17 protein-coding genes are annotated in these 20,538 nt (G+C 66.4%); 15 read left to right on the top strand and 2 right to left on the bottom strand.

Annotated elements, in window-relative coordinates; genetic code table 11:
* The first annotated feature begins 48 nt into the window (after window positions 1–48).
* The 5 genes from ectB (at window position 49) to ACSLUQ_RS00420 (ending at window position 4,696) form a co-directional block, all read left to right on the top strand.
* Window positions 49–1,338 carry a diaminobutyrate--2-oxoglutarate transaminase gene (gene ectB, locus ACSLUQ_RS00440; protein ID WP_461807401.1) on the top strand — a complete coding sequence of 430 codons (1,290 nt, stop codon included), beginning with the start codon at window positions 49–51 and terminating at the stop codon, window positions 1,336–1,338.
* A gap of 6 nt (window positions 1,339–1,344) precedes the next feature.
* Entirely contained in the window at window positions 1,345–1,737 is a 393-nt protein-coding gene (locus ACSLUQ_RS00435) for an ectoine synthase (RefSeq protein WP_417773428.1), read from the top strand.
* A 115-nt stretch (window positions 1,738–1,852) separates the two neighbouring features.
* Complete coding sequence (locus tag ACSLUQ_RS00430) at window positions 1,853–3,364, top strand: aspartate kinase (RefSeq protein WP_417773427.1); 1,512 nt, start codon at window positions 1,853–1,855, stop codon at window positions 3,362–3,364.
* A 205-nt stretch (window positions 3,365–3,569) separates the two neighbouring features.
* Complete coding sequence (locus ACSLUQ_RS00425) at window positions 3,570–3,989, top strand: antitoxin Xre-like helix-turn-helix domain-containing protein (RefSeq protein ID WP_417773426.1); 420 nt, start codon at window positions 3,570–3,572, stop codon at window positions 3,987–3,989.
* Window positions 3,986–4,696, top strand: coding sequence for an RES family NAD+ phosphorylase (locus ACSLUQ_RS00420; RefSeq protein WP_461807400.1), 711 nt, complete (start codon window positions 3,986–3,988; stop codon window positions 4,694–4,696). Before ACSLUQ_RS00425 ends, ACSLUQ_RS00420 begins: the two co-directional genes overlap by 4 nt.
* 9 nt (window positions 4,697–4,705) lie before the next feature.
* On the opposite strand, the gene ACSLUQ_RS00415 is transcribed toward ACSLUQ_RS00420, so the two are convergent.
* Entirely contained in the window at window positions 4,706–5,608 is a 903-nt protein-coding gene (locus ACSLUQ_RS00415) for a LysR family transcriptional regulator (protein WP_417773424.1), read from the bottom strand.
* A gap of 95 nt (window positions 5,609–5,703) precedes the next feature.
* Here ACSLUQ_RS00415 and ACSLUQ_RS00410 point away from each other — a divergent pair, with 95 nt between their 5' ends.
* The 7 genes from ACSLUQ_RS00410 (at window position 5,704) to ACSLUQ_RS00380 (ending at window position 14,333) form a co-directional block, all read left to right on the top strand.
* Entirely contained in the window at window positions 5,704–6,999 is a 1,296-nt protein-coding gene (locus tag ACSLUQ_RS00410) for an NAD(P)/FAD-dependent oxidoreductase (RefSeq protein ID WP_461807399.1), read from the top strand.
* Window positions 6,996–8,174, top strand: a complete 1,179-nt coding sequence (locus ACSLUQ_RS00405) for an NAD(P)/FAD-dependent oxidoreductase (protein ID WP_461807398.1) — start codon at window positions 6,996–6,998, stop codon at window positions 8,172–8,174. The genes ACSLUQ_RS00410 and ACSLUQ_RS00405 overlap by 4 nt, the downstream gene beginning before the upstream one ends.
* Before the next feature lie 13 nt (window positions 8,175–8,187).
* Window positions 8,188–8,901, top strand: coding sequence for an SDR family NAD(P)-dependent oxidoreductase (locus ACSLUQ_RS00400; protein ID WP_417773421.1), 714 nt, complete (start codon window positions 8,188–8,190; stop codon window positions 8,899–8,901).
* 69 nt (window positions 8,902–8,970) lie between these two features.
* Window positions 8,971–10,512: an ABC transporter substrate-binding protein gene (locus tag ACSLUQ_RS00395; protein ID WP_461807397.1), complete on the top strand. Its 1,542-nt coding sequence runs from the start codon at window positions 8,971–8,973 to the stop codon at window positions 10,510–10,512.
* A gap of 169 nt (window positions 10,513–10,681) precedes the next feature.
* Entirely contained in the window at window positions 10,682–11,623 is a 942-nt protein-coding gene (locus ACSLUQ_RS00390; RefSeq protein WP_417773419.1) for an ABC transporter permease, read from the top strand.
* Window positions 11,624–11,670: 47 nt separating this feature from the next.
* Window positions 11,671–12,540 carry an ABC transporter permease gene (locus tag ACSLUQ_RS00385; protein ID WP_461808454.1) on the top strand — a complete coding sequence of 290 codons (870 nt, stop codon included), beginning with the start codon at window positions 11,671–11,673 and terminating at the stop codon, window positions 12,538–12,540.
* Entirely contained in the window at window positions 12,537–14,333 is a 1,797-nt protein-coding gene (locus tag ACSLUQ_RS00380; RefSeq protein WP_461807396.1) for an ABC transporter ATP-binding protein, read from the top strand. The genes ACSLUQ_RS00385 and ACSLUQ_RS00380 overlap by 4 nt, the downstream gene beginning before the upstream one ends.
* 109 nt (window positions 14,334–14,442) lie before the next feature.
* Here ACSLUQ_RS00380 and ACSLUQ_RS00375 read toward each other — a convergent pair whose 3' ends face one another.
* Window positions 14,443–16,320: an amidohydrolase gene (locus ACSLUQ_RS00375; RefSeq protein ID WP_417773534.1), complete on the bottom strand. Its 1,878-nt coding sequence runs from the start codon at window positions 16,318–16,320 to the stop codon at window positions 14,443–14,445.
* A gap of 215 nt (window positions 16,321–16,535) precedes the next feature.
* On the opposite strand from ACSLUQ_RS00375, the gene ACSLUQ_RS00370 reads away from it, so the two are divergent.
* The 3 genes from ACSLUQ_RS00370 (at window position 16,536) to ACSLUQ_RS00360 (ending at window position 20,470) form a co-directional block, all read left to right on the top strand.
* Window positions 16,536–18,494 carry an adenylate/guanylate cyclase domain-containing protein gene (locus ACSLUQ_RS00370; protein ID WP_461807395.1) on the top strand — a complete coding sequence of 653 codons (1,959 nt, stop codon included), beginning with the start codon at window positions 16,536–16,538 and terminating at the stop codon, window positions 18,492–18,494.
* A gap of 51 nt (window positions 18,495–18,545) precedes the next feature.
* On the top strand, window positions 18,546–18,974 hold the full coding sequence (locus ACSLUQ_RS00365; RefSeq protein ID WP_461807394.1) for a DUF2946 family protein: 429 nt from the start codon (window positions 18,546–18,548) through the stop codon (window positions 18,972–18,974).
* Window positions 18,975–19,057: 83 nt separating this feature from the next.
* Entirely contained in the window at window positions 19,058–20,470 is a 1,413-nt protein-coding gene (locus ACSLUQ_RS00360; protein ID WP_461807393.1) for a PepSY-associated TM helix domain-containing protein, read from the top strand.
* The last annotated feature ends 68 nt before the right edge of the window (window positions 20,471–20,538 follow it).

The following is a 20,538-nucleotide window of genomic DNA, read 5'->3' as shown; positions in this document are numbered from 1 at the left end:
TGGCGCCACCGCGGCCACTTGATGAAGTTCCAGAATATGAGGATTACCATGACGACCGTCGACAACGACGACCGTGCCATTTTTGCGCGCCGCGAGTCCGAGGCGCGCAGCTATTGCCGCAGCTTTCCGACCGTGTTCGAAAGCGCGCAGGGCGCGGAGCTGAAGGGTGCGGACGGACGCACCTACATCGACTTCCTGGCCGGCTGTTCCTCGCTGAACTACGGCCATAATGATCCGGTCATGAAGCAGGCGCTGATCGACTATATCACCGCCGACGGCGTGACCCACGGCCTGGACATGCACACCTCGGCGAAGGCTGCCTTCCTCACGAGCTTCGAGGATCGGATCCTCAAGCCGCGGGGCATGGATCACCGTGTGATGTTCATGGGTCCGACAGGCACCAATGCCGTCGAGGCGGCGATGAAGATCGCCCGCAAGGCAACCGGCCGCAGCAATATCATCGCCTTCACCAGCGGCTTCCACGGCGTGACGCTCGGCGCGCTCGCGGCGACCGGCAACGGCTACCACCGCGGTGGCGCCGGCACCGGGCTCGGCCAGGTGACGCGCATGCCCTATGACGCCAGCCTCGGCGACGGCGTCGACACGGCCGACATCCTGGAGAAGATGCTCTCCAATCCGTCGAGCGGCGTCGATGCTCCCGCCGCTGTGCTTCTGGAGATCGTGCAGGGCGAGGGTGGCCTCAACGCCGCACGCCCCGAGTGGGTGCGCCGCGTCGCCGAGATCGCCCGCGCCAACGGCGCCCTGCTGATCATCGACGACATTCAGGCAGGCTGCGGCCGCACCGGCGGCTTCTTCAGCTTCGACGGGCTTGGGATCGTCCCCGACCTGGTCACCATGGCGAAGTCGCTTTCCGGCTTCGGATTGCCGCTGGCCGCCGTTCTGGTGCGCCCGGAGCACGACATTCTCGGCCCGGCCGAGCACAACGGCACGTTCCGTGGCAACAACCACGCCTTCGTCACGGCCCGCGTCGCACTTGAGACCTATTGGGCGGACGACACGTTCCGGCTTGGCGTCGAAACGCGCGCCGAACTGCTCGAGAAGCGCCTGCGGAAGGTCTCGGACCACATTCCGGGGTCCCGCCTCAAGGGACGCGGCATGATGCGCGGCGTCGACGTGGGGTCGGGCGAGCTTGCCTCGGAGATCTGCAAGGCCTGCTTCGCGGAAGGTCTCATCATCGAGACATCCGGCGCCCATGACGAGGTGGTGAAGGTGCTCGCGCCTCTCAACATCGACCTCGACCTGTTCACGCGCGGCCTCGACATCCTCGAGGAGGCTGTCGGCCAGCGCATGGAATCAACTCGTATTGCAGCGGAGTAACCACAGATGATCATTCGCGACTTCAACAAGGTGCGCAACACCGAGCGCGAGGTGAGCAACGAGCGCTGGACCAGCGTCCGTCTGCTGCTCAAGGACGACAACATGGGCTTCAGCTTCCACATCACCATCCTGGAGGCGGGAAGCGAGCACAAGTTCCACTACAAGAACCATTTCGAGAGCGTCTACTGCATGGCCGGCGAGGGCTCGATCACCGACATCGCCACCGGCGAGACCCACGAGATCCGCCCCGGCGTCATGTACGCGCTCGACAAGCACGACGAGCATATCCTGCGCGCCAAGACCGAGCTGCACATGGCCTGCTGCTTCAATCCGCCGGTCACCGGCACCGAGGTGCACCGGGCCGACGGCTCCTATGCGCCCGCGGACGAAGCTGCCTGAGGCAGGCCCGCGTCCGGGCGGCATCGCGCCGGCCCCGGACCTCATGACGAAACGCTCGAGGGGGACGGCTTGCCGTTCCCCTCTCGCCCCTCACGACAGGACCCTGAGCTTCACCATGACCGACATCGCTGCCCGAAAGACCCCCGAAACCGACACCGAGGCCGCCTCGCCCGCGTCCGGCACGGGCCACACGGTCGAGAAGATCGGCGGCACCTCCATGAGCCGCGCCCGGGAGCTCATGGACACGATCCTGATCGGCGACCGGCCGGAAGAAAGCCTGTACGGCCGCGCCTTCGTCGTGTCCGCCTTTGGTGGCGTTACCAACCTGCTTCTGGAAGACAAGAAGACCGGCGCGCCGGGCGTTTATGCGCTCTTTGCCGACGCCGACGAACACCATGGCTGGATCGAGGCCCTCGACGGCGTCTCCCGTGCCATGCGCGAGATCAATGCCGATCTGTTCGACGAGGCGGCGGACCGTCAGGACGCCGACGACTTCGTGCGCGAGCGCATCGAGGGCGCGCGCGGCTGTCTTCTCGACCTTCAGCGCCTTTGCTCCTACGGCCATTTCCACCTGTCGGAGCACATGCACACGATCCGCGAGCTTCTCGCCGGCCTCGGCGAGGCGCATTCGGCGACCTGTCTCGCGCTGATGCTGCGCCGGCGCGGCGTCAACGCGCGCGCCCTCGACCTTTCGGGGTGGCGCGACGAGAACCAGCCGACGCTGGAAGAGCGCATCGGCAATGCCTTCGACCAGGTCGACATCACCCGCGAACTGCCGATCGTCACGGGCTACGCCCAGTGCCGCGAGGGGTTGATGCGCGAGTATGACCGCGGCTACTCCGAAGTGACCTTCGCCGTGACCGCCGCCCTCACCGGCGCGCGCGAGGCGATCATTCACAAGGAGTTCCACCTTTCCAGCGCCGATCCCCGCCTTGTCGGCGAGGACCGGGTCCGCAAGATCGGTCGCACCAACTACGACGTCGCGGATCAGCTCTCCAACATGGGCATGGAGGCGATCCATCCGAACGCCGCCAAGACCCTGCGCCAGGCGGGCGTTCCGCTGCGCGTGACCAATGCCTTCGAGCCGGAGGATCCGGGCACGCTCATCGACGCGGAAGCCGCCGAGAAGTCCGGCGTCGAGCTCGTCACCGGACTGCCCGTCACCTCGCTCGAGCTGTTCGAGCAGGACATGGTCGGCGTCAAGGGCTACGACGCCGCGATCCTGGAAGTGCTCACCCGCCATCAGGTGCGCATCATCTCCAAGACCTCCAATGCCAACACGATCGTCCATCACGTCGAGGCACCGCTGAAGATCCTCAAGCGCGTGGAAAAAGACCTGACGACGAAATATCCGTCGGCCCGCATCACCAGCCGACGCGCGGCCATCGTCTCGGTCATCGGCCGCGACCTGTCTGGCCTGCGCGTCCCGCTCAATGGCCTCTCGGCCCTGGACGAAGCCGGCATCGAGGTGATCTCCTCGCAGGACACCGGCCGCCGCGTCGACGTGCAGTTCCTCGTCAACGCCGGCAAGATGAACGACGCGGTGCGCGCGCTTCATGCCCGTTTCTGCGAAGGCACGGAAGCCGTCGCCTCGGGCAAGGACGCAGAAATGTCGCGGGCGGCCTGACGCCGGCAACCTGACAACCGGCCCCGCCGGAACCGTCAGCGATGACAAACAAGGGCCGGTGCGCGACGCGCGCCGGCCCTTCGTCGTTTCGCCGCCCCGTTCCACGGGAGGAGGAACAGGCCGGTCTTCCAGGGCATGGTCTTGATTTTCCGGATCATATGAATATATATTCCACATCATATGATAGATATTGACGAGACATGACATGCTGAGACCTGTCGAGATCACCCCTGCCATGCCCCCGGTTCTTGGCCCTGTCGCCGAGCCGGCGGCCGTTGCCTCCATCGTCAAGGCGGTCGTGCGCGCCTGCGAGGCATGGGGCCTCGGCAACACCGAGGCGTCGACGCTGTTCGATGTGCCGCCTGCGACCTGGGGTCGGATGAAGTCGGGAGCGTTTCGCGGACGGCTCGACCAGGACAAGATCACGCGGGCGAGCCTGATCGTCGGCCTCTTCAAGGGCTTGCGCCTGCTCTTCAACGGGCCGCTCGCCACGGGATGGCCGCAGCAGGTCAACACGGGGCCGGGCTTCGACGGCAGGACCCCGGTCGAGATCATGTGCGCGGGCGGCATCCCGGCGATGATGCGCGTGCGCCAGCATATCGACGCGCTTCGGGGCGGCGCGTGAGCGCTGCGAAGGGCCTTGCCCGCCGCCTGTTCACCGAGGAGACGACCGTCCGTCTCATTTCCACCGCCTATATCGACGAGCCGGCGATGGCTCCCCTCGCCGACACGGCCGGGGAACTGGCGATCCTGGAGACGCTCGAGGGGCTCACCTCTCCCCGCCGCTCGCCGCTGCCACCCGTTCCCGGAGGTCTCGACCCGTCCGAACTTCTCGGCGAGGCCGACGGCTATGGCCATACATATGTGAACGCCGCCTTCTGCTACACGCGGACGACGGGCAACCGGTTCAACGGCCCCGAGCGTGGGGCATGGTACGCTGCATGGGGAGCCGACAGGGTGGCGACCGCACAGGCGGAGGTCGGCTGGCACCTGACGCGCGAGCTCGCGGCAACGGGCGTCTACGAAAACCGCACCGCCTACCGCGAGCTTCTGGCCGGCTTCACCGCCGAGTTTCATGAATTGGCCGCACGGACGAAAGCCAGTGCGCTCGACCCCGATCCCGCCGTCGCCTACCCGGCCGGACAGCGCCTTGCCCGCGAGGTTCTGGAGGCAGGCGGGAACGGGCTGCTCTATCCTTCCGCACGACACGAAAACGGACAGTGCCTCGCCGCGTTCCGGCCGCGCCTCGTCCAGAACGTCCGCCAGGGCGACACCTGGCTGTTCGATTGGGCGGGAAGCCCGGTTCCCGGCATCACGCGCCTGGCCAGATAGCCACCGCCCTCAAGCCTCGCCGAACCGCTCCACGTAGCGCTCGAACCCCTCGACCAGCGCGAGCGACTCCCCGCTCAGCTTGTCGCCATGGGGCTTGATGATCGAATATTCGAAGCGTTCCGCGATATCCATCGGCCGCACGACGCCGCCCATCCGCTCATGATCCTCGGCCGTGAAGGCATCGACGATGCCAACGCCGATACCGCGCATCACCAGCGCCGAGACGATGTGGGAGAGGTAGGACTTCATCTTCTGCACCGGTGGATGGCGCATCTTCGCGAACAGCCGGTCGAACGCCCGCCCCGACATGGTGGAATCCATGAAGCCGACGAAGTCCATGCCCGCAAGATCCTTCGCACGGATCACCTTGCAGTCTCCGAGCGGATGGCCCGGCGGCGCCACGAAGCGGAACGGCACCGCACCGGTGCGCACCACGTCGATCTCGTATTTGTGTTGCGTGGGAATGCCGAAGCCGATCTGGCACTGGCGCAGCGCCACCTGCCGCACCACCGGCAAGGTCGTCATCGACAGGAACTCGGCCCGGAATTCCGGCCTCTCAGCCAGAAGTTGCGCAACCACCCCCGGCAACGCCGACTGCGCGATGGCGGGAGCCGCGGCGATGGTCAGCGTCGCCCGGTAGCCCTGGCGGATCTGGGCCGCCGCCCGCTCGATCTGTCCGAGGCCGATGAAACTGCGCTCGACCTCGGTCCACAATTCATGGGCCTCACGCGTCGCAACCACCCGTCCGCCCCGGCGGGCGAAGAGCGAAAGCTCCAGCCGATCCTCCAGATCCCGGATCAGCCGACTGACCGCCGGCTGCGAAATCGCGAGATCTTCCGCTGCGGCAGAAACGGTTCCTGTCCGCATCACCGCACGGAAAGCTTCTAGAGAGCGTTGCGATATCGCCGACACTATAACATTCCCGGATACACACGTAAGGAAACGGTATTTGCGTTATATCCGACCGCTTCGCACTCTGACAAGGAAGCTTGTATCTGGAGGGCGATGTGAGCGCCATTGATGACCCCCGGCGGCTGCCGGAACGTACTGAAGTCGTCGTGATCGGCGGTGGCATTGTCGGGGTCTGCACGGCCCTGCTGCTTGCCGAGAAAGGTGTTCCGGTCGTCCTGTGCGAGAAGGGGCGCATCGCCGGCGAGCAATCCTCCCGCAACTGGGGCTGGATCCGAAAGGCCGGCCGCGATCCCCGCGAGCTGCAACTCATGATCGAAAGCGCCGCCATGTGGCGCGACATCGCCGGACGCCTCGGCGAGGACATCGGCTACGGCATTCGCGGCATCAGCTATCTCGCCGAGACCGAGGAGGAACTGGCGAAGCATGAAGACTGGCTGGACGCCTGCCAGGGCTTCGATCACGGCTCGCGGCTGCTCTCCCCGCAGGAAACCGACGACCTTCTCAAGCGCAACGACCGCCAGTTTGCCGGCGCGCTCTACACGGCCTCCGATGCCTCGGCCGAGCCAGGCCTCGCGGTGCCCGCCATGGCGCGCCTGGCCACCCGCTGTGGTGCGACCATCATCGAGAACTGCGCCGTGCGCTCCGTCGAGCGCAGCGGCGGAAAGGTCCGCGCCGTCGTCACCGAGCAGGGCGAGATCGCCTGCCAGACGGTGGTGCTTGCCGGCGGCGTCTGGTCGCGCACCTTCCTGGAAAACCTCGGGCTCGGACTGCCGCAGCTTGCCATCAAGTCGTCCGTCATGCGCACGACCGCCGGACCCGAGGTCACGGCGGGGGCGCTCGGCGCGACAGGCGCCTCGCTTCGCCGGCGCATCGACGGCGGCTACACCATCGCCCGCTCGGGCGCGGCGGAATTCCAGATCGTTCCCGCAGCCTTCCGCCACCTTCGCGCCTTCCTGCCCGTTCTGGCCGAACGCTGGCGGATCATGAAGCTGCGCGTCGGCCCGGAGTTCTTCGGCCCCCTCGGTCACCACCGCTGGAAGGCCGACGAGATCTCTCCCTTCGAGCAGGTCCGCGTCATGGACCCGACACCCGACCGCAAGCTCCTCCAGAATGTGCTCGCTTCCGCCAAGCAGCTCCACCCGCGTCTGGAGGGCGTCGAGATCGCCGAGACCTGGGGCGGGCTCATCGATGTCATGCCGGACGAGGTTCCGGTGATCGACGAGCCGGCCGGATGGGACGGCCTCGTCATCGCCACCGGCCTCTCCGGCCATGGCTTCGGCATCGGCCCCGGCGTCGCCCGGCTCGTTGTCCAGCACATCGGCGGCGAAGCCCCGATGGTCGACATGGCGCCCTTCGCCCTCTCGCGCTTCTCACGGAGGGGCAAGGCATGACCGGCATGAGCGAGACGACAATGGACGTGCTTGTCATCGGTGCCGGCATCACCGGGGTTTCAGCCGCCCTCGAGCTTATCGAGGCGGGACATCGGGTCGAGATCATCGACGCCTACGGACCCGCCGCCATGGCCTCCGGGTGGACACTGGCCGGCGTACGCCAGTCAGGCCGCCACCCGGCGGAGCTGCCGCTTGCCCGCGCCGCCGTGGCCCTGTGGGGAGATCTCGACGAGAAGCTCGGTGCGCAAACCGGCTACCGCCGTTCGGGCAATCTGCGGCTGGCGCGAAACGACAGCGAGGTAGCAACGATCCGCGCGCTCGTCGACGACCAGTCCCGCGCCGGCCTCGACCTGACCTTCCTTTCCGATCTCAAGGACGCACGCGAGATCGCCCCTGCGCTCTCCGACAGGATCATCGCCGCCTCCTTCTGCCCGACCGACGGACACGCCGACCCGGTCGCGACCGTCGAGGCCTTCGCACGCCGCGCCGAAGGCCTTGGGACACGCCTCTCCTTCGGTGAACGGGTGATCCGGCTTGAGGCCGACGGCGCCGGCATCGCCCGTGTCGTCACCGACCGGCGCACGATCACGCCCGGAGCCGTACTGCTCGCCGCCGGCATCCTCGTCAACGATCTGGTCGCCCCGCTCGGCCACCAGATCCCGTTGCGCCGACCTATGGTGACCGTGTTGCGCAGCGCCGCCTGCGCACCGCTGCTGAGCCCGGTTCTCGGCGTCGCCAATGCCGACATGGCAGCGCGTCAGGAAATCAACGGCCGCTTCCGCGTGACCAGCGGCGCGGAGGACTGGCCCGGCGACATCGTCGAGACCAATGGCCGTCCGGTGATCCATCCGCGCATGCGCGCCGTCCGCGAGACCATCGAGAAGGTCTCCAGCGTGCTTCCCGCCTTCGCCGAAGCCGAGCTGGCGGAGGTCTGGGCCGGCGCCCTTGACCTCACACCCGATGCGCTGCCGGTGATCGACCGCCTACCGGGCCTCGACAATCTGGTCGTCGCCGCCGGCTTTTCCGGTCACGGCTTCGGCATCGGGCCCGTGACTGGCCCGATCGCCGCCAGGCTCCTTCGCGGCATCGATCCCGGACACGACATCCAGCCCTTCCGTTTCGACCGCTTCGCGGCACACACTGCCGCGCACGCACCGCTCACGCTGCACGGATAAAAAGGAGAGGCCCTTGCTCAACCCCGAAGGTCGCGTCGTCATGGTGTCAGGAGCGAGCCGAGGGATTGGTCTCGCCATCGCCCGCAAACTGCTCGAAAAGGGCTACAGCATCAGCGCCGGCGCGCGCGACCCCTACGACCTCGCCGACACGCTCGCCACCATCGCCCCGGAACGGGTGTTGTGCTGCCGCTACGACGCCGCCGATCGCACGTCGCACGAGGCCTGGCTCGACGCCACGCTGAAGCGCTTCGGCCGCCTCGACGCCCTGGTCAACAACGCCGGTACGTCGAACACCTTTTCCATTGAGGACGGCGACGAGGCCGAACTGGACGCCCTCTGGGCGATCAACGTCAAGGGCCCGCTGTTCATGACGCGCATCTGCCTGCCGCATCTGAAGGCTTGCGGCACCGGGCGCGTCATCAATGTTGCCTCGCTCTCGGGAAAACGCGTGCGCAACGAGAACATTGCCTACAACATGACGAAGCACGCCGTGATGGCGCTGACCCATGGCACCCGCCGCATCGGCTGGGACCACGGAGTGCGCGCCACCTCGATCTGCCCGAGCTTCGTCGCAACAGACCTGACCGACGGCGTCACCAAGATCTCCAGAGAAGAGATGATCGACCCGGAGGACTTTGCCGAAATCGCCGCCCTGGCGCTGGCCCTGCCGAACACGGCAGCCATGGCGGAAATGCTGGTGAACTGCCGGCTGGAAGACACGCTGTGAGGAGCAGCGTGTTCTGGGGCTGATAAAAAGCGGGAAAACCCGCAAGAACCACGACCAGAGGACGAGACCATGAAGACCAGACTGGGAATTGCATTCGCAGCCTTGCTGGCGGCCAGCAACGCCTATGCCGCCGGAACAACCCTGAATGTCGGGATGGGCAGCGCCGATGCCGGCAAGCTCGACCCGCATGTCGCCACCTCGACCCCCGACAAGGGTCTCCTGCACTGGATGTTCAACGGTCTCGTGCGGATCAAGCCCGGCGAGGCGAGCCCGGAGTTCATTGAACCGGACATCGCCAAGAGCTGGACGAGCTCCGAGGACGGGCTTACCTGGGTCTTCTCGCTGCGCGACGACGTGGAGTGCCATGGCGACTACGGCAAGATCGATGCCGAGGACATCGTCTATTCGCTGAAGCGCTCGGCCGACCCGGCGATCTCGTCCTTCGCCAAGGACTACACCGCCTTCGACAGCGTCGAGGCCACGGGACCGCTTGAGGTCACCATCAAGCTCAAGAACAAGGTCCCGAGCCTGCTCGGCCTGCTGGTGCCGTATCATGGCGGCAACATCGTCTGCAAAGACGCCGTCGAGGCGCTGGGTGACGAATACCAGCGCACGCCGATCGGCACCGGCCCCTTCATGTTCGCCGAATACCAGCCGCAGCAATACGTCAAGCTGGTCGCCAATCCGGAGTATTTCCGCGGCGAGCCGAAGCTCAAGGAGATCTTCTACCGCTACATTCCCTCCGACGCGTCCCGCGACCTCGCCTTCCAGTCCGGCGAGATCGACATGATCTACGGCAAGCAGGAGCAGACCTGGGTCGAGCGCATCAAGCAGGTGCCGGGCACCGTCGTGTCGGTGATGAAGCCGGGCGAGATGTCGGTGATCCACCTGAACATGACCATGCCGCCGCTCGACGACGTGCGCGTGCGCCGTGCCGTCGCCCATGCGATCAACCGCGATGCAATGGTCCAGTTCAAGGGACCGGACGTGACGCTCGCGGCGATTTCGCCCGTTCCCGAGGGCCATCTCGGCTACACCGCCGACGTGCCGACCTACGAGTATTCCATCGAGAAGGCCAAGGCACTTCTGGCGGAAGCCGGCCATCCCGACGGCGTGACCATCAAGGCGATCCACACCACCCTGCCCGGCATGCTGTCCACCATGGAGGCGATCCAGGCGCTGCTGCGCGAGGCCGACATCAATCTCGAGATCGAGACGGTCGAGCATGCGACGTTCCACGAGCAGATCCGCAAGGACATGAGCCAGGTGACCCACTACGCGGCGGCCCGCTTCCCCGTCGCCGATGTCTATCTCACCCAGTTCTTCCATTCGGATGCGATTGTCGGCACCCCGACGGCCATCGCCAACTTCTCGCACTGCGCCGTGGCCGACAAGGAGATCGAGGCCGCCCGCACCGAGACCGACCAGAAGAAGCAGCTTGAGTACTGGGCCGAGGCCCAGCGCAAGATCATGGATGAGGTCTGCGCGGTGCCGATCGTCCAGAGCATGCAGCTCTGGGCCTGGAAGGACACGCTCGACCTCGGCACCGAGGTGCACGGCTCGCTGAACCTCAGCCCGCCGGTCACCGAGCTCGCGTCCTTCTCCGAGTAACCGGACGACGTGAACTCCGCGCCGGGAGACCCTCGCGGGTCTCCCGGAAAGTGACGACGCAGTCCCCAGCACCGCAACGCGCAGGCGCTCGGGAACCGCTCTCATACGCCATGCCGGCGGGCCGCCCGAAAGCAGTCCGTCCGGTCGCGGCGACGGAGGTCGACATCTCATGACAGCATTCATTCTCAAGCGACTGGGCTTCGCGGCAATCACGCTTTTCGCCGTCCTGACCATCGTCTTCTTCATTGTACGGGTGCTGCCGGGCGACCCGGCGCTGGCGATCCTCGGCGATCAGGCCAGCGAGTCGGCTCTTCAGGCGATGCGCGTGCGGCTCGGGCTCGACGTGCCGCTCTACCAGCAGTACATCGCCTTTCTCGGCGGGGTCGTCATCGGCGACTGGGGCGTCTCGATGGTCTCCGGACGCCCGGTGATCGAGGAAATCCTGAAGGTCCTGCCGGCAACGCTCGAGCTGACCGTTGCCGCCCTTATCCTCGGCATCGCCGTGGGGCTTCCCGTCGGCGTGTGGTCGGCCGTGCGCCGCAACAAGCTGCCCGACTACATCGCGCGGATCGGCTCGCTTCTCGGCCTCTCCTTTCCCGCCTTCGTCTCCGCGGTCCTGCTGCTGCTCTTCTTCTCGATCCACCTGCGCTGGTTCCCGGTGATCAGTTCCGGCCAGGGCAACGGGATCGCCGACCGGCTTCGCGACCTGGCGCTGCCGGCGATCAACCTCGGCCTGATCATGGCCGCCTACATCACCCGCGTGACCCGCTCGGCCATGCTCGAGGTCCTGAACCAGGACTATGTCCGCACGGCCCGGGCCAAGGGGCTCGCCTTCGCCGTCATCGTCTGGCGTCACTGTCTTCGCAACGCGTTGATCCCGGTCGTCACCGTTGTCGGCCTCTATCTCGGCATCCTCATCGGCAACTCGGTCCTGACCGAGATCGTCTTCAACCGTCCCGGCCTCGGCAAGCTCATCGTCGGCGCGCTCAACCAGCGCGACTACACGATGCTCCAGGGGATGATGGTGATCTACACGCTCATCGTCGTCCTGGTGAATCTGGTCACCGACCTGACCTATGGCCTCATCGACCCGAGGATCAAATACGCATGACGACGCCCCCGAGAGCCGCGACCGCGACCGCAAGGCGCCCGTCGCGCATGACCTACTACCGCCTTGCGCTGGCAACCCTCGCCAGCGGCCTGTTCAAGGCCTTCAACGCCAACAAGACCTCCTGGTTCGGCCTCGCGGTATTCGCCGTCGTGGCGATGCTGGCGATCCTGGCCCCGGTGATCGCGCCCTTCGACCCGCTCGACCAGAACATCCTCTACCGTCTCAAGCCGCCCTCCGAGGCGCATTGGTTCGGCACCGACTACTACGGCCGCGACACGCTCTCGCGGATCCTCTGGGGGGCGCGCATTTCACTCACCATCGGCCTGCTCGCCATCAGCTCGGCGATGATCATCGGAACGCTGATCGGCATGATCGCAGGCTACTTCGGCGGGCGCATCGACCTGCTGATCATGCAGGTGATGGACGTTCTCCTCGCCTTTCCCTCGCTGATCCTCGGCCTGATCGTCGTCGCCATGCTCGGCCCGTCGATCTCGAATCTGGTCATCGCCATCGCGCTCACCGCGATCCCGCCGTTCTCGCGCATCGCCAGGGCGCCGACAATAGCGATCAAGAACCGCGAGTTCATCGAGGCGGGCCATGCGCTCGGCTACTCGCACCTCCGCCTGATGTTCCGCCACATCCTGCCGAACATCGCCCCGGAAGTGCTGGTGATGGGCTCGCTGTGGCTGGCGACGGCGATCCGCGTCGAGGCCTCGCTCGCCTTCATCGGCCTTGGCGTCAACCCGCCGACGGCAACCTGGGGCGGCATGATCCGCGAGGGCTTCGAGAACATTCTCGACAGCTTCTGGCTGGCGCTCTTCCCCTCGCTCGCGATCCTGATCGTCGTCTTCTCGCTCAACCTGCTTGGCGATGGCCTGCGCGATGCGGTCGACCCGCGCCTGAAGGGGGAACAATGACCGAGCCCATTCTCAAGGTCGAAGGACTGACCACCTCCTTTCGCGTCGACGGCGCCTGGGTGCCGGTCATCCGCGACATCGACTTCACCATCGACCGAGGCGAGACCGTCGCCATCGTCGGCGAGAGCGGTTCTGGAAAGTCGGTCACGGCGCTCTCTATAATGCGCCTGCTGCAGGAAGGATCGAGCCTCATCGAAGGCTCGGTGCGGCTCGCCGGCACGGATCTTCTCGCGCTCGACGAGGAAAGGATGCGTGACGTGCGCGGCGGCGACATCGGCATGATCTTCCAGGAGCCGATGACGAGCCTGAACCCCGTCCTCAAGATCGGCTTTCAGATCGCCGAAGTCCTTCGCCGGCATCGGGGCATGAGCCAGTCGGAAGCGGAAACCGAGGTGCTCCGACTGTTCGACCTGGTGCGGATCCCGGATGCGAAGCGACGCATCGGCGAATATCCGCACAGTTTCTCCGGCGGCATGCGCCAGCGCGCGATGATCGCCATGGCGCTCGCCTGCCAGCCGAAGCTGCTGATTGCCGACGAGCCGACCACGGCGCTCGACGTCACCATCCAGGCGCAGATCCTCGAGCTCGTGCACGAGCTGCAGAAAGAGATCGGCATGGCGGTGATGTTCATCACCCACGACATGGGCGTCGTCGCCGAGATCGCCGACCGGGTGGTGGTCATGCTGCGCGGCGACAAGGTCGAGGAAGCACCCGTCGCCGATCTCTTCGCCGCCCCGAAACACTCCTACACGAAGATGTTGCTCGGCGCCGTGCCGAAGCTCGGCGGGCTCGGCGACACACGCACCCCGCGCCGCTTCCCGACGCTGGATGCCAACGGCGTGGGGCCGGAACCCGACAATGAGCCCGACGAACGCGGCAAGACGCTGCTGGAGGTGCGCAACCTGACCACCCGCTTCACGGTGCGTGGCGGTCTGCTCAACCGCCCGGTCGGCAACGTTCATGCGGTGGAAGACGTGTCGCTGACGCTCGCGGCCGGCGAAACGCTCGCGCTCGTCGGCGAATCGGGCTGCGGCAAGTCCACGACGGGCCGCTCCATCCTGCGGCTGGTGCAGCCCGCCGGCGGCGAGATCCTGTTCGAGGGCAAGGACCTGATGGACGCGAGCCATCCAGAGCTGCGTCACGCCCGACGGCGACTGCAGATGATCTTCCAGGACCCCTACGGTTCGCTCAATCCGCGCCAGGCGGTCGGCTCCGCCATCGCCGAGCCGATCCGCGTGCACGGCTTGATGGAAGACGCCGCGATCGCCGACCGGGTGACACAGCTTCTCGATCTGGTCGGCCTGCAGGAAGAACACGCCTTGCGCTTTCCGCACGAGTTCTCCGGCGGGCAGCGTCAGCGCATCTGCATCGCCAGAAGCCTGGCGCTCGAGCCGAAACTGATCGTGGCCGATGAATCCGTTTCCGCCCTCGATGCCTCGATCAAGGCGCAGGTGGTGAACCTGATGCTCGACCTGCAGCGCGAGCTCGGCCTCGCCTATCTGTTCATCAGCCACGACATCGCCGTGGTGGAACGGGTGAGCCACCGGATCGCGGTGATGCTGCTTGGCGAAATCGTGGAGATCGGTCCGCGCGATGCCATCCTGCGCAATCCGCAGCATCCCTATACGAAGAAGCTGATCGACGCGGTGCCGGTACCTGACCCCCGCCAGAAGCACAAGCGCAGCGGGCTGATCACGGACGAACTCCGCAGCCCCGTGCGCCCACTCGACTGGCAACGCCCGCCCTCGCGCATGTATCCCGTCGGCGAAGGTCACATGGTGCGCGAGTTCTGAACAGCCCAGCCAAGGCCGGCGGGCACCCCGGGATGACACACTACCAATGAAGAGGGCCGCGGGAGGTATCCCCCGCGGCCCTTTCGTTTCAGCGCGTTGCCGTCGGCACTCAGTCGCCGTGACGCGCGAGCCCCTTGGCCAGGGCCGTGAAATAGATGTCCGGCCCGTGCACATGCCCCCCGGCGCTCTCCGCCTCATGCGAGGCATGGCGCAGGAAGTTGCCGAAGGTGTCGCCGCCGCCATAGGGAAGCGGCTGGAGCGCACCCTGCTTGCCAGGCGTCTCGTCCTCCTGTCGCGTGTAGATGGTCTCGCCGTCCTTGATCGATTCCATCACCTTGAGCGTGTCGAGCGTCTCCGGATCGATGGCTGTCGGGTCCTTGGAGAGGATGACGAAATCGGCGACCTTGCCGAGCGTGATCGAGCCTTTCCGGTTTTCCTCGAAGTGCTGGTAGGCCGGCCAGATCGTCATCGCCTTCAGCGCGGTCATCACGTCGACGCGCTGGTCGGGCCCAAGGATGTCGCCCGAGCGCGTGCGCCGCGTGACGGTCGCATCAAGGATGCGCATGGAATCGGGGAAGGCCACCGGCGCGTCATGATGCGAGGAGAACATCATGCCGCGCTCGCGCACCCAGCCCGTCGGCGAGATATTTTCCGCGTTGACCGGACCGACCGTGCGGTCGCGGTGCCAGTCGCCCCAGTAGAACGTGTGCATCGGGAAGAGCGAGGGGAAGACATCCAGCTCGTCGAAGGCGGCGACCTGATCCTTGCGCAGGAACTGGCCGTGGATCAGCACCGGACGCCGATCGGCCTTGCCGTATTTCTCCTCCGCAGTGCGGATCGCGGCGATCAGCATGTCCGACGCGCCCTCGCCGTTCGAATGCGTGATGATCTGCACGCCATTGCCAAAGGCCCAGTCGACGGCGTCGAACACCTGGTCGCTGTTTGCCGCCGCATAACCGGCATAATCGGCACGGTAGGTTTCCGGCGGATTGTAATACGGCCGATCACGCAGCGCGGTGAAGCCCTGCGGCGAGCCGTCGATCGTGAGCTTGGCGCCCGCTATGCGGAACCGGTTCTTGTACGTGCGCGACTGGCCCTTGAGAATCAGGTCGCGGTCGAGCAGCACGTCCGGATAGGTGACGATGTCGATCTTGGTGCGGCCGGCGTCGGAGGCCGTCTGCATGATCTTCACGACGTTGGGCGTCGAGCGCCCCTCCTGCCCCGTGGTGTAGCCGAAGCTCGCCAGAAGCTCCGTCCCGGCGACGAACAGCTCTTGCGCGCCATCCTTGTCGAGGTCGCTGAGCTGCTTGAGCGCCGCACCGAAGAAGGCCGCCTCCTCAAGCACACCGTTCGGCTCGTTGGAGCCATCCTTGCGACGGATCTTGCCGCCCTCGGGATCCGTCGTGTCGGCGGTGATGCCGGCAAGCTCAAGCGCCTTGGAGTTCATCACGCCGAGATGGCCAGACTGGTGAATGATCATCACCGGCATGTCCGTCGACACCTTGTCTAGGTCCTCGCGCGTCGGATGGCGCTGTTCCTTGAGCTGGGCGTCGTCATAGCCGAACCCGAGGATGGTACCGAGGCGCTTGACCCGGTCGGGATTGGCCTTCGCCCAGTCCTCGAGCGCGACCTGGAGCGCGGCGATATCGTTGACCGGTCCATCCGGTGCCGGCTGAATGTTCGCCGAGGCCGCCTGAATGCCGATCATGAAGGCGTGGCCGTGGGCATCGACGAAGCCGGGCAGCATGGTGCGCCCCTGCAGGTCGATCACCTTCGTTGCCTTGCCCTTGAGCTTCATCACGTCCTGCTCTGAGCCGACGGCGACGATCTCTCCATCCTTCTCGGCAACGGCCTCGACGCGGGGCTGCGTGTCGTCCATGGTCAGGATCGGGCCACCGGACCAGATACGGTCGGCGCTGTCCTGTGCAAAGGCACCTGCCGTCGGCGCCAGGGAGGCAGCCAACAGGGCCAGGCAGGAAATGGACATTCGCTTCACGGAAGTCTCCTTTGGAACTCGAAAGTGCGACCGCAACCGGGGGCTGCGGGCGCGCCGGCAACGGACCTTGCCGAGCGCTCCCGAACCATGCTTCCGAGATATTCAGAAGATATGAAGACTATTCGCTTTTCATCGCATCGGCCGGCTCGGTGCGGCGCGGCGAAGCCGCCGGAATGCCGGCAACTCCAGGGGGGGAACTGATTGCGATGTCGTCGGAGCAAAGAAAACCGCGCACTGCCCGGCTGACCGTATCGCTCGGCACCATTCTGGCCGTGTCGACGATCACGCTCATCGTGCTCGTATCGGGCATCCTGGTGACGCTGGATTTCACCCGCGGGCGGGCGGATGCCATCGCCGCGGCCACCCGCGAAACAACCAGTTTCTCGCAGCGCCTCGCCGACCGCCTCGCGGCTCTCTCGGCCGAGACCGTCGCGCCGGTCGATCTCTTGACGTCCGTCGACAATGCCTTCCTGGCCGCGCCTCCGGAGCGCACGCCCGACAAGGTCGCTGTCCTGAGCGCGGCGCTTTCCCACGCGCCGCACCTTGACGGCCTCTATGCCGGCTATCCCGACGGCAGCTTCATCCATGTCCTGAAACTGTCGGGCGCCGGCTGGCGCAAAGCCCTCAGTGCCCCGGACGACGCGGTCCTTGCCGTGCGCATGTTCACCCCGCCCGTCGCGCCGAACCGGCGTTCGCAGCTGGCCTTTCTCGATGCGGACGGTCGGGAGATCTCACGGGCGTTCGGCCCTGAAACCGACTACGACCCGCGCACGCGGCCCTGGTACGCCGCCGCCCGCGAGGCCGCCCATTCCCGGGTAATCGCCGTTGGCCCCTATGACATGGCCACGACCCACGAACTCGGCATGACAATCGCACGGGCGCACAAGGGCGATCCATCGATCGTCGTCGGCGCAGACGTGATCCTGACGACGGTCACCGACCTCCTCGCCAGCGGGCGGGTGACGCAGGACACCCGCGCCTTCATTCTGAACGCGCAGGGCCGGATCGTCGTCGAGGCCGGGCCGGAACGCCTCGCGCTCGCCGGCGGCGCGAACGGATCCCACTCGGGCTGGACCTCGGACATGCTGGCGCCTGCCATGGAGGCGACTGGCAGTGCCCAGCGCATCGAGATCGGCGGCCGCGCCTATCTGGTGACAGCCGGGCAACCGGTCGGCAGCCAGCTTCTCGCCAGCCACCGGGTGGTGGTCGCAAGTCCCCTCGACGAGTTGCTCGCCGACGCCAATAGCGATCTGCAGCACGGGTTGCTGGTTGCCCTTGCGGTGGTTCTGGCGGCAATCGTCCTGGCGCTCCTGCTGTCCCGCTTCATCTCCCACTCGCTGCAAATCCTGACCCTCGGGGCGCGGCGCATGCAGAGCCTCGATTTTTCCGAGCCGATAGAGGTCCGTTCGCGCGTAACCGAGATCTCCCGCCTCGGCTGGGCGATCGGGCGCGCCCAGGACGCGATCTTCACCTTCGCCCTCTACGTGCCGAAAGAGTTCGTCCGCAAGGGTATCGAAGCCGGCTACTTCAAGGGCCGGTCGGCGCGGCGCGAGGATGTGACGGCGATGTTCACCGACATCTACGATTTCACCACCATCAGCGAGAACCACTCGCCGGAAGAACTCGTCGAGATGCTCTCCGGCTATTTCGACGTCTTCGACGCCTCGGTGAACGCCCATGACGGGACGATCATCCAGTTCCTGGGCGATTCCGTCTATGCCATGTGGAACGCGCCGCTCACCGATCCGGACCATGCGTTCAAGGCCTGCCTGTGCGCGCTCGACGTCGAGCGCCGGCTGGCGGAATTCAACGCAGAACAGCTTCGCAAGGGATTGCCGGCGTTTCGCACGAGATACGGCATCCATTCCGGCCAGGCGGTGGTCGGCAGCGTCGGCGCCACCGAGCGTCTGCAGTACACCGGCATGGGCGACACCATCAACGTCGCCTCGCGGCTCGAGGGCATGAACAAGGAGCTTGGAACCGTCGCCATCGCCAGCTCCGCCGTTGTCGAACGCTGCAATGACAAGATCGACTTTCGCCCGCTCGGCACCGCCCACGCCAAGGGACGCACCCGCCCCGTCGCCATCTTCGAACTCATCGGCGAGAAGACCGCCGTCGCTGCCGAAGCACCGCCCGACGCGGCACCGCTTTCCGAAGATCGATGATTGCCAGAGCCGCCGCGCTTTCGTAGGAACGAGCTGCGGGACGGGGCTGCGATGAAACACGGCGGACAATCGAGACGTGCTTTCGGGAACCGGTCATTTCGACCGGAGCTGACGCTCGCCCTCGTTTTCCTGCTTGTGCTGTCGTCGCTGATGCCGCGCGGCATGATGCCCGGGCGCGACGCCGACGGTCATATCTCCGTCGTCCTTTGCACCTCCGAAGGATTGCGCACGGTCCTTCTCGACGCCTCCGGTCGCGAGGTGGAGGAGCCCCTCAACCCGGACGATCCGGACGAGCGCCACGCCAGCCTGTGCGTTTTCGCGCCCGTCGTCACCGCCCTTGCCGCGGCCGACATTTCGTTCGACCTTCCCGCGCCCCCCGCCTCTGCGCCGACGCGCGAGTTGCAGCCGGCGGCGTTTCATCCGCACTGGCAGGGCCTGCCGCTCGGCGCCCGCGCGCCTCCCCGTCTCCTGACGCTCTGAGCTTCCGCAATTCACGGACTTTCTTCCAGCAGGCGCGCCCGCATCGCCGGCGCACGGCCTGTCGCGTACTGGAGACGCAGGACATGACCACGGACACCCTTCACGGCCGGGCCGCCGCACCGGCCGCCGACCGACGTTTCTATCTCGCCGCGTGGCGATGGCATTTCTATGCCGGCCTCTATGTGGCGCCCTTCCTCGTCATGCTGGCCGTTACCGGCCTGATGATGCTCTACATCTCCGCCTTCTCGGGGCGTGACGGCGAGAAGATCGCCGTCGCGGTTCCCGCGCAGGCGCATGTGCTTGCCGTAGCCACACAGGCCGATGCCGCCCTTGGGGCGGTCCCGGGCGGGCGGCTGGTCGAATGGATCAAACCGGACCGGGACGACCGTGCGTCGGTGTTTCGCATCGCCTCCGAGGGCGTGCAGAAAATGGTCGCCGTCGATCCCTACACGGGCAAGGTCCTCGAGAGTTGGGACCGCCGCGACGGCTGGTACGACTTCGCCGACAACATCCACGGAACACTCCTGATCGGCAACGCCGGCGATCGGCTGATCGAGATCGCCGCCGGCTTCGGCATCGTGCTGGTGATCACCGGTCTCTATCTGTGGTGGCCGCGCGGCGAGAGCTGGGCGAACGTCCTGCTCGCCAGGACGGCCGGCAACGGTCGGAACCGCTGGAAGGGTCTGCACCGCGCCGTCGGCTTCTACATCTCCGCCCTGCTCGTCGTGTTCCTGCTCTCGGGAATGTCCTGGACCGGCATCTGGGGCGAGAAGTTCGTTCAGGCCTGGAGCACGTTTCCGGCGGAAAAGTGGGACAATGTCCCCCTCTCCGATGACATTCACGCGGCGATGAACCATGGCGGGCCGAAGAACGTCCCCTGGGCTCTCGAGCAGACGCCGATGCCGGCCTCGGGTTCCCAGGCCGGCGTGCAGGGCATTGCGCCGGGCACACCCGTCACCATCGACGCCATCGACGGGCTCGCCGCCCGCCTCGGCTACCAGGGGCGCTTCCGCGTCTCCTTCCCTGCTGGCGAGACCGGTGTATGGACCATCAACCAGGACACGATGAGCAATGACGCCGAGACGCCGACCTCGGACCGGACAGTGCATGTCGACCGCCATACCGGCCGCATCCTCGCCGACGTGGGCTTCGCCGACTATTCGCTCCCCGGCAAGGCGATGGCCGTCGGCATCGCCTTCCACGAGGGCGACATGGGTCTGTGGAACATCGCGCTCAACACCCTGTTCTGCCTCGCCGTTGTCTTCATGAGCATCAGCGGGCTGGCGATGTGGTGGATGCGCCGCCCGGCGCGGGCCGGCGCGCGGCTCTTCACGCCGCGGGTTCCCGGCGGCATACCGCATTGGCGCAGCGCCATGCTGGTGATGCTCGTCGTGTCCCTCGCTTTCCCGCTCGTCGGCCTCACGCTTGTCGCGGTGATGGCGCTCGACCTGCTGGTGCTTGCCCGCGTGCCGATGCTTCGCAAGGTCTTCGCCTGAGCGGCAAAACGAAAGAAGGGCGGCCCCTTGGGGCCGCCCTCCCGCGTCTCGGCTCTCCGGACCGTTTG

This window comes from Stappia sp. ICDLI1TA098 (genome assembly GCF_054880955.1).
The sequence above is the reverse complement of the archived record's forward strand: the minus strand, read 5'-3'. Positions and strand labels throughout refer to the sequence as shown.

Bases quoted from the DNA above. Each gene is read 5' to 3' on its own strand.
- ACSLUQ_RS00360 (WP_461807393.1), top strand. From the start codon at position 19,058: ATGACCACGGACACCCTTCACGGCCGGGCCGCCGCACCGGCCGCCGAC.
- ACSLUQ_RS00405 (WP_461807398.1), top strand. From the start codon at position 6,996: ATGACCGGCATGAGCGAGACGACAATGGACGTGCTTGTCATCGGTGCC.
- ACSLUQ_RS00380 (WP_461807396.1), top strand. From the start codon at position 12,537: ATGACCGAGCCCATTCTCAAGGTCGAAGGACTGACCACCTCCTTTCGC.
- ACSLUQ_RS00370 (WP_461807395.1), top strand. From the start codon at position 16,536: ATGTCGTCGGAGCAAAGAAAACCGCGCACTGCCCGGCTGACCGTATCG.
- ACSLUQ_RS00375 (WP_417773534.1), bottom strand. From the start codon at position 16,320: ATGTCCATTTCCTGCCTGGCCCTGTTGGCTGCCTCCCTGGCGCCGACG.
- ACSLUQ_RS00395 (WP_461807397.1), top strand. From the start codon at position 8,971: ATGAAGACCAGACTGGGAATTGCATTCGCAGCCTTGCTGGCGGCCAGC.
- ACSLUQ_RS00430 (WP_417773427.1), top strand. From the start codon at position 1,853: ATGACCGACATCGCTGCCCGAAAGACCCCCGAAACCGACACCGAGGCC.
- ACSLUQ_RS00435 (WP_417773428.1), top strand. From the start codon at position 1,345: ATGATCATTCGCGACTTCAACAAGGTGCGCAACACCGAGCGCGAGGTG.
- ACSLUQ_RS00385 (WP_461808454.1), top strand. From the start codon at position 11,671: ATGACCTACTACCGCCTTGCGCTGGCAACCCTCGCCAGCGGCCTGTTC.
- ACSLUQ_RS00390 (WP_417773419.1), top strand. From the start codon at position 10,682: ATGACAGCATTCATTCTCAAGCGACTGGGCTTCGCGGCAATCACGCTT.
- ACSLUQ_RS00365 (WP_461807394.1), top strand. From the start codon at position 18,546: ATGAAACACGGCGGACAATCGAGACGTGCTTTCGGGAACCGGTCATTT.
- ectB (WP_461807401.1), top strand. From the start codon at position 49: ATGACGACCGTCGACAACGACGACCGTGCCATTTTTGCGCGCCGCGAG.
- ACSLUQ_RS00425 (WP_417773426.1), top strand. From the start codon at position 3,570: ATGCTGAGACCTGTCGAGATCACCCCTGCCATGCCCCCGGTTCTTGGC.